Source organism: Achromobacter maghribensis, assembly GCF_057334215.1.
In genome coordinates this window covers 478,796-486,179 of record NZ_JBHFII010000061.1, presented here as the reverse complement: position 1 = coordinate 486,179, position 7,384 = coordinate 478,796, and the positions used below count along the sequence as shown (strand labels likewise).

The window sequence follows — 7,384 nt, the reverse complement described above, 5'->3', positions numbered from 1 at the left end:
GCGGCGGGCTACAGGAACCCGATCCATCTGCCCGCTACCAGGCAGCCAGTCCATAGCAGCAGCGAGACCGCGGCCTGGCAACGCAACGCGCCGGATGGGCGCCCCCCCTGTAATACCTGTCCCCATGCCCCGCCCCGGCGCACGAGCCAGGCGTTGATGGCGCCCGCGCCCAACAAGCCCATCTTCACTATGAATGCCGGATTCTGCAGATATTCCTGCGGACGCACGGTGAACAACGTGGCGCCGGTCAGTACGGCCAGCGCAAGGCCAACCGCAGCCGTTCGCGCCAGCACAGGCGCCAGGACCGCCAAGGAATTGGGCTTAAGGACGCCGAGCAGCCGCAGGTCCAGCGGAACGATCGAACCGATCAACAGGCCGATGGCGCCGATATGGGCGGCATTGACCAGAAGATAGAGCGTTCCGGACCGTCGCAGCCACAGCGCCGGCGGCAACGCCGTAAGCTGTTCCAGGGCCAGCCGAAGCAGTTCGGGCATGGCTGAAGGCCGTGTGGGTCAGGGTTTCTTAATGCGGCTGGGGTAAATGTCGTACGTCTTGCCGCCCACCATGATCTGGACGGCCTTCATGCGCTTGGCGCCGGCGTCCTGGTCGCGGTTGCCAATGGCGGTGATGGCGTCACCCGGCTTGGCGGAACCCTCCACGAATCCCGCTTCCTTCGTCTGAGTGGGGTTGCCCAGTTCGACCACCCAGACACCGTCATTGGCTCGCACCCGCAGCGTGGGATGAGGCGGCGCGACCTGCACCTGCTCGACCGTGCCTTGCAAGGTCATCTGTTCGGATTCCGCCCATGACCAGCCGTGATGCGCCATGGCCGCGGGAGGCACTGCCGACAGCGCGGATAGCGCCAGCCCTGCCAATAACGCGCGTTTGGATAGCTTCATGTCGATGCTCCTGGGTTGCGGTTGGGGTGCCGCCATGGCCCGGCGCTGCAGCGTGGCGGCCAGCGAGCCAAGCATAGCAGCGGGACAGCGGTTCCTGCCACGCACAGTGGCTATGCCCACCCCCAGCGCGAACCCGCGCGTGGATTGCGCGGGACTCACATCGGCTTTAAATCCACTTCCTTGGCAATCTTGCCGAATGCCTCAAGGTCCGCCCTGACGCGTTGGCTCGTATCGGCGGGCGTGGAAGCGCGGGGGATCATGGCCAGGTCCAACAGGCGCTGCTTCATCTCGGGCTTGGCGAACTCCCGAGCGATCGCCGCCTGGATCTTTTCAACAATGGCGTCCGGGGTGCCCTTGGGCGCCGCCAGGCCGAACCAAGCCACGGCGGAAAATCCCGGCATCCCGGCTTCGGGCGCGGTAGGCACGTCTGGCAGCGCCGCCACGCGCTCGGGATTCGTGACGAACAGCGGCCGCACCTTGCCCGCCTTGATGAACGGGGTCTGCACGCCGGTGTTGTCCAGCACGGCGTCAATATGGCCGCCCAGCAGGTCGTTCATCGCCGGGCTGCTTCCCTTGTAGGGCACGATGTTGATCTGGATGCCCGCCGCACGGGCGAACATCAGCTGCGTCAGATGCTGCTGGGTGCCCAGGCCGGCGTTTCCGAACGTGATCTTGTTGGGATTGCGACGGCCGTAATCGATGAATTCCTGCAGCGTTTTCGCGGGAAACGCGTTGTTCGTCACCACGACGAAAGGCAGGTCCACCAGCACCGTGATCTGCTTGAAATCCTCCAGGGGCTTGTAGCGCAGCTTGTAGACGTAGGGGTTGACTGCCATCGTGCCGCTGGCGGTCAGGGCCAGTGTGTAGCCGTCGGGCTCTGCCCTTGCCACATGCTCGGTGCCCAGCACGCCGCCAGCACCGGGCTTGGCTTCGACGATGACGGGCTGCCCGAGTTCGCTTTGCACCGCCTGGGCGGCAAACCGCGCCAGCATGTCGGCGGATCCGCCCGTGGCATACGGCAGGATGATGGTGATGGGCTTGCTGGGATAGTTGTCCGCAGCGGCCGCGGGCGAGGCAGCCAGGGCTGCGACACAGGCGGCGGCTAGAAACTTCAGGTTCTTTATCATCGATTGATTACCCAAGTTGCATGTGAACTGCGCAGGAACTCGGGCAAGATTAAGCGGTACGGTGTTATATGACCAATCAACAATTAAAATAAAACGTCATCAACATTACTGATAACGAGGTGGGGACACCGTGCTCGACGCCATCGACCTGAACCTGCTGCGAATTTTTGACGCCGTCATGACCGAGCGCAACGTCACGCGGGCGGCGTTCAGCTTGCACATGACGCAGCCTGCGGTAAGCAACGCCATCAATCGGCTGCGCCTGACATTGAAAGACCCATTGTTCATCAAGGTGCAGGGCGGCGTGCTGCCCACGCAGCGCGCCGAATTGCTCTGGCCCCCCATACGGGACGCCCTTGCCCGCATCGCCGAGACCCTGGAGCGCAACGAATTCGACCCGGCAAGTTCCGAGGCCGTGTTTCGACTGGCCATGTCCGATTACGTGGCCGACCAGGTCATCCGGCCACTGTTCGTAGAACAACAGATGGTGGCGCCAAACATCCGCATTCACCTGCACCCCTATTCGCTGGACAACACCGCCACGCTGCTGGACAAGGGCGAGGTCGATATGGCTGCGGGCGTGTACTCGAACTTCGGCTCGTCGCTGCGTACCCTGCCGCTCGAGACGCTGACCTATGTGTGCGCGATGCGCAAGGGACACCCGCTGTTGTCCTTGCCGCGTTTCACGCTGGATGACTTCCTGCGCGCCCGCCATCTGGTCGTCAGCTTGCTGGGCACCTCGGCGCTGGTCGACCACGAACTGGCCGCCCATGGCTACAAGCGCAATGCGGTGCTGACGATCAATCAGTTCGCGCTGGCCCCGCGCCTGCTCGCCGAGACCGATCTGATTTGCGTGGTGCCGGTCAACGCGGTGCGCAACAGCCCGCACAGCCACCAGCTTGAAGCCATCGAAGCGCCCTTCCCGTTCATTCCGCGCACCGTCAACCTGATCTGGCACGAGCGTTCCGACAACCTGCCTTCGCACCGCTGGCTGCGCGAGGAAATCCTGAAGGTATGCAAGGCGCAAGGCATGTTGTTCGATCCCGCGCAGGGGGCCGAGTCGCACGCTTATTGACCCGGCTTCATTCACGGATGTGATGATTATCGATGCAAATCTTTGATTAGAAGGAATGATGCAGCGTCGATAAGATGCGGGTCACCCTAGCATCGGCGCGCGTCCGCGCCGGCTTCCTGGAGACCAGCGTTGACCCAGACTGCATCCCTCCCCGGCGAGCGCCGTTTCCGCGTCGGCTTCGACGTGGGCGGAACCTTCACTGATTTCACCCTGTTGGCCGAGCATAGCGGCGAACTCTCGTACTTCAAGGTGCCCTCGACGCCGCATGACCCGTCCGAGGCCATCCAGAGCGGCCTGGCGCACCTGATGCGCGAACATGGGATCTCGGGCGACGAGCTGGCGCACGTGGGCCACGGCACGACCGTGGCCACCAATATGGTGATCGAACGCCGCGGCTCGCGCTGCGCGCTGGTGACCACGCGCGGCTTTCGCGACGTGCTGGAGATCGGCCGGCAGACCCGTCCGCACCTGTACGACTACAACGTCATCAAGCCCGAGCCGCTGGCGCCGCGCGAGTGGCGCTTCGAGATCGGCGAGCGCATGGCCGCCGACGGCAGCGTGCTGCAAGCGCTGGACGAGGACGAGGTCGTCTCGGTTGCGCGCCAGCTCGCCGCCGCGCAGGTGGAAGCGGTCGCCATCTGCTTCATGCACAGCTACCGCAACGATGCCCACGAGCGCCGCACGCGTGAAATCCTGGCCGAACACCTGCCGGGCGTGTACCTGAGCGTATCCAGCGAAATCCTGCCGGAATTCCGGGAATATGAGCGCATGTCGACCACGGCGCTGAACGCCTACGTTGGCCCGCGCATGGCCGCCTACATGCGCAATCTGGTTGACTCGGTGCAAGGCATGGGCGTGCGGGTGCCTCCCACGACGGTGCATTCCAACGGCGGTTTGATGTCGGTGGAATCGGTGCTGACCGCGCCGGTGCGGACCTGCGTGTCCGGACCCGCCGCCGGGGTGATCGGCGCGGCCGAGCTTGGACGGGCGGCCGGTTTTCACAACCTGATCACGTTCGACGTGGGCGGCACCAGCACCGACGTGTCGCTGGTGGCCGAATTGCAGCCGCTGTTCACCTCCAGCCGCCTGGTGGCGGACTATCCGGTGAAGACCTTGATGGTCGACGTGCACGTCATCGGCGCGGGCGGCGGCAGCATCGCGCGCATCGACGATGCGGGCGCGCTGAAGGTGGGCCCGCAAAGCGCAGGCGCCGTGCCCGGGCCGATCGCCTACAACCGGGGGGGCACGGCCGTCACGCTGACGGATGCGCACGTCGTGCTGGGGCGCCTGAATCCCGTGGCGCTGCTTGAAGGCCGGATGGCCGTGCATGCCGAACGGGCGCGCGCCGCGCTTCAGGAACAAGTGGCCGGGCCGCTGGGCATCAGCCTGGAAGAGGCGGCCTACGGCATTCTGCGGATCGCCAACTCGAACATGGCCCGGGCGGTGCGCGCGGTGTCGACCGAGCGTGGCCACGACATCCGCAAGTTCGCGCTGTGCGCCTTTGGCGGCGCTGGCGGCCTGCACGCGGCCGAGCTGGCGCGCGACTGCGGCATCGGCACCCTGTTGATCCCGCAGGAACCCGGCACCATGTGCGCGCGCGGCATTCTTCTGTCGGACATCTCCATGGACTTCGTCCAGACGCTGATGGCCAACGCCAACGACGCGGGCTGGCAGGCGGTGCAGCAGGCGCTGGACACCTTGGCCGGCAAGGCGCGCGCCTGGCTGGCGGACGAAGGCGTGGGCGATTCCGCCCAGCGCCTGACGGCCGTCATCGATGCGCGCTACCAAGGCCAGAATTTTGAGATCCCGGTGCCGCTGGAGGGCATGCGGCTATTGCCGCTGGCCGATTTCGTGGCCGCCTTCAGCGCGGCCCACATCCGCGAGTATGGCTACGACGCCACCGGCCGCTCGGTCGAGATCGTCAACTGCCGCGTGCGCGCGGTGGGCCTGGTGCCGCGCGCGCCCATCGCCCACGTGGCGGGCGGCGCCAGCCTGGCGGGCGCGGTCAAGGAGCGCCGCGCCGTCTACTTCGAAAACGCCGGCTGGGCCGACACGCCCGTCTATCGCCGCGCCCTGCTTCCGACGGGCGCCCCAGTCGACGGCCCGGCCGTCATCGAGGAAATGAGTTCGACCACCGTGATCCTGCCCGGCCAGCAAGCGCGCGCCGACGACTACGGCAACCTTGTCGTCACTCTCAACCCCTAAGGCAAACCGACATGACCACCGCACCGACTGCCGCCGATACCGACGCCTTCGACCCCATCGAGATGGAGGTCTTCAGCAACCGCCTGCTGTCCATCACGGAAGAGATGGGCAACACGCTGATCCGCTCGTCCTTTTCCAGCAACATCAAAGAGCGCAAAGACTGCTCCGTGGCGTTGTTCGACGCCGCCGGCCGACTGGTTGCCCAGGCCGCCCACGTGCCGGTGCACCTGGGCTCTTTGTCGGGCGGCATCGACGCCGTGCTGCGCCGCTACGGCGTCGCCGGCATCCGCCCCGGCGACGCTTTCCTGTGCAATGACGCCTATCTGGCCGGAGGGACCCACGCGCCGGACATCACTGTCGTATCGCCCATCTTCTGCGACGGCGTGCTGCGCTTTTTTGCCGCCAACATCGGCCATCACACGGACGTGGGCGGGGCCGTGCCGGGCTCGACCTCGCACCACCTGAAGACCGTGTGGGAGGAAGGCATCCGCCTGCCGGCCATGCGTATCGTGCGGCAAGGCGAACTGGACCTGGATCTGCTGGAAATGATCGCGCACAACACGCGCGAGCCGGACAACCGCATGCACGACATCCGGGCGCAGATCGCCACCAATGACAAGGGCGCCCGGCTGATGCTGGAACTGGTACGGCAGTCCGGACTGGAGACGGTGTTGTCCGCCATCGATGGCATCCTGCGCTACACCGAGCGACGGCTGCGCAACCGCATCGCCCAGTTGCCCGAAGGCAGCGCGTCCTTCACCGAACGCATGGACGACGACGGCATGGGCGGCGACCCGGTGGTGATCCAGGCCAACGTACAGGCGCGCGACGGCCAGTTGCACGTGGACTTTACCGGCACAGGCAAGCAGGCGCGCGGCGCCTTCAACCTGCCGGCCAGCGCGCTTAACGCCAGCGTGTACTTTGCCGTCAAGGCCATGCTCGACCCCGAGCTGATGCCCAACAACGGCCTGTTCCAGCCCATCACCATCAGCGCGCCCGAGGGCACGATCACCAATCCGGTGTTTCCCGCCGCGGTGGGCGCGCGCGTGACCACCGCGCAGCGCGTGGCCGGCACCGTGATTGGCGCCCTTGGCCAGTTGCTGCCGCCTGGCCGCGGCATGGCCTCGTCCAACGACGTCATGCCATCGATGCTGTTTTCGGGCCCCATGCGCGACGGCAAGGGCACCTTCGTCTATCTTGAAACGCTGGGCGGCGGCGCGGGTGGGCGCGCCCGTGGCGACGGCATGGACGGCATCCAGGTCAACGTCACCAATACATCCAATCTGCCCGCCGAGGCCCTGGAGATCGAGTACCCCCTGTTAGTCGACGAATACGCGCTGGTCAACGACACGGGCGGCGCGGGCAAGTACCGCGGCGGCATGGGCATCGCGCGCCAAATCCGCTCGCTGCACGACCAACTGGCCTGCACCATCCGTTGCGACGCGGCGCTGTTCGGCGCGGCCGGGCTGGATGGCGGCCTGACCGGCGGCACATCGCGCCTGATCCAGAACCCGGGCCGCGCCGACGAAAAACGCCTGCCAAACAAGATCTCGGGCCACGCCCTGCCGGCCGGGGTCTCGGTGCGTCTGGAAACGCCCGGCGGCGGCGGTTATGGCGTGCCAGCCGAGCGAAGCCTGGCGGATATTCGCCGCGATATCGTGGGCGGCAAGGTAAGCCGCGCGGCCGCCGAGCGCGACTACGGGCCCGAGCGCGTAGCCCGCGCCCTTGAACAGGAAAACGCATGACCGGCGCCGCACAGCCCGCGCCGCGCAGCGGCGGCGAAGCCTTGATTGCGCAATTGCAGGCCTTCGGCGTGCGCCGGGTCTTCATGGTGCCCGGTGAGAGCTTCCTGCCCTGCATCGACGCCCTGTACGCGCGGCGCGACACGATGGAATCCATTGTCTGCCGCCAGGAAGGCGGCGCGGCCTATATGGCCGAGGCGCACGGCAAGCTGACGGGCCAGCCCGGCATCTGCTTCGTTTCGCGCGGACCCGGCGCCACCAACGCGGCCATCGGCGTGCACACCGCCCGTGAAGACTCCACGCCCATGATCCTGTTCATCGGCCAGGTCGGCGGCG

General features: G+C 66.4%; 7 protein-coding genes. 4 read left to right on the top strand and 3 right to left on the bottom strand.

Annotated elements, in window-relative coordinates; all coding sequences use genetic code 11:
* Nucleotides 1–8: 8 nt before the first annotated feature.
* From ACE039_RS28250 to ACE039_RS28240, 3 genes are all read right to left on the bottom strand, one after another.
* The gene (locus ACE039_RS28250; protein WP_485823961.1) at nucleotides 9–494 is read right to left on the bottom strand and encodes a DUF6644 family protein; all 486 of its coding nucleotides are present in this window, start codon (nucleotides 492–494) and stop codon (nucleotides 9–11) included.
* A gap of 18 nt (nucleotides 495–512) precedes the next feature.
* Nucleotides 513–899, bottom strand: coding sequence for a DUF6152 family protein (locus ACE039_RS28245; protein WP_448712973.1), 387 nt, complete (start codon nucleotides 897–899; stop codon nucleotides 513–515).
* A 155-nt stretch (nucleotides 900–1,054) separates the two neighbouring features.
* The gene (locus ACE039_RS28240; RefSeq protein ID WP_105556036.1) at nucleotides 1,055–2,026 is read right to left on the bottom strand and encodes a Bug family tripartite tricarboxylate transporter substrate binding protein; all 972 of its coding nucleotides are present in this window, start codon (nucleotides 2,024–2,026) and stop codon (nucleotides 1,055–1,057) included.
* A gap of 130 nt (nucleotides 2,027–2,156) precedes the next feature.
* Here ACE039_RS28240 and ACE039_RS28235 point away from each other — a divergent pair, with 130 nt between their 5' ends.
* The 4 genes from ACE039_RS28235 to ACE039_RS28220 all read left to right on the top strand — a co-directional run.
* Nucleotides 2,157–3,101, top strand: a complete 945-nt coding sequence (locus ACE039_RS28235) for a LysR family transcriptional regulator (RefSeq protein ID WP_105556035.1) — start codon at nucleotides 2,157–2,159, stop codon at nucleotides 3,099–3,101.
* 129 nt (nucleotides 3,102–3,230) lie between these two features.
* A complete protein-coding gene (locus tag ACE039_RS28230) occupies nucleotides 3,231–5,306 on the top strand; it encodes a hydantoinase/oxoprolinase family protein (protein ID WP_485823960.1) in 2,076 nt (691 codons plus the stop codon).
* Between the two features lie 11 nt (nucleotides 5,307–5,317).
* The gene (locus ACE039_RS28225) at nucleotides 5,318–7,051 is read left to right on the top strand and encodes a hydantoinase B/oxoprolinase family protein (RefSeq protein ID WP_485823959.1); all 1,734 of its coding nucleotides are present in this window, start codon (nucleotides 5,318–5,320) and stop codon (nucleotides 7,049–7,051) included.
* Nucleotides 7,048–7,384: thiamine pyrophosphate-binding protein (locus ACE039_RS28220; RefSeq protein ID WP_485823958.1), on the top strand; the 337-nt coding region annotated here is incomplete at its 3' end. The genes ACE039_RS28225 and ACE039_RS28220, both read left to right, overlap by 4 nt.

Bases quoted from the DNA above. Each gene is read 5' to 3' on its own strand.
- ACE039_RS28250 (WP_485823961.1), bottom strand. From the start codon at position 494: ATGCCCGAACTGCTTCGGCTGGCCCTGGAACAGCTTACGGCGTTGCCG.
- ACE039_RS28240 (WP_105556036.1), bottom strand. From the start codon at position 2,026: ATGATAAAGAACCTGAAGTTTCTAGCCGCCGCCTGTGTCGCAGCCCTG.
- ACE039_RS28245 (WP_448712973.1), bottom strand. From the start codon at position 899: ATGAAGCTATCCAAACGCGCGTTATTGGCAGGGCTGGCGCTATCCGCG.
- ACE039_RS28225 (WP_485823959.1), top strand. From the start codon at position 5,318: ATGACCACCGCACCGACTGCCGCCGATACCGACGCCTTCGACCCCATC.